General features: G+C 58.7%; 2 protein-coding genes. Both read right to left on the bottom strand.

Annotated elements, in window-relative coordinates:
* Positions 1 to 48 precede the first annotated feature (48 nt).
* Positions 49 to 567 (bottom strand): Fe-S protein assembly co-chaperone HscB, encoded by a 519-nt coding sequence (hscB, locus tag AC1D0P_RS26440; protein ID WP_477679439.1) that lies wholly within the window; start codon positions 565 to 567, stop codon positions 49 to 51.
* A gap of 76 nt (positions 568 to 643) precedes the next feature.
* On the bottom strand, positions 644 to 766 hold a 123-nt coding region (locus tag AC1D0P_RS26435; protein ID WP_477679440.1), incomplete at its 5' end, for a HesB/IscA family protein.

Here is a 766-nt window from a genome sequence, read left to right as displayed (position 1 = left end):
GATTTGCAGGAGTGCCATGCGCGGTCGTTGTACTTCTCTGTAATGCTTTTATTGTCCCAGCTGGTCGATGCGCGCATCAACCTCGCTGGCAAAGCGCTCAATAAACATAAGGCTTCTGACTTGCCGGGCGGCTGCGGGGAAATCCCTGTCCACGTCCAGCAGCTGCTCTATCTTTGACAGCTTCTCGCGTCCATTCAACATGGCTTGCGAGGCGATTTTCTCAAAATCTTCCGCGGCTTCGGCTTCATCAAGCGCTTCTCGCCACTGCATTTGCTGCACCAGAAAATCGTGCGGCATGGCAGTGTTGTTTTCGGCGTTGATGGGCGCGCCGTTCAGTTCGCACAGGTAGCTGGCGCGCTTGAGCGGGTCCTTCAGGCGCTGGTAGGCTTCATTGATGCGCACCGACCACTGCATGGCCACCCGCTGTGCCGCCGCGCCCTGGGCGGCGAACTTGTCGGGATGCGCCTCGCGCTGCAGGTCCTTCCAGCGCGTATCCAGCGCGGCGCGATCCTGCGCGAAGCGCTGGGGAACACCGAAAAGCTCGAAGTCATTGGATTGAAGATTCATGCCGAGAAAAAGCCGCCAGCACAATCAGTGGAGGCGGCTTCGGTAAGGGTGCAGCACGCGTAAGACCGCTCGCCCGTCAAACCCGGAAACTTTCGCCGCAGCCGCAACGATCGCGCTCGTTGGGGTTGATGAACTTGAAGCCCTCATTCAGGCCTTCACGGACAAAATCCAGCTTGGTGCCGTCAATGTAGGCCATGCT

Source organism: Polaromonas sp. P1_G2 (assembly GCF_056405515.1).
This window is presented reverse-complemented; position numbering and strand designations above follow the sequence as displayed.

Excerpts from the sequence above, each read along its gene's own strand:
- hscB (WP_477679439.1), bottom strand. The coding sequence starts at position 567 with ATGAATCTTCAATCCAATGACTTCGAGCTTTTCGGTGTTCCCCAGCGC.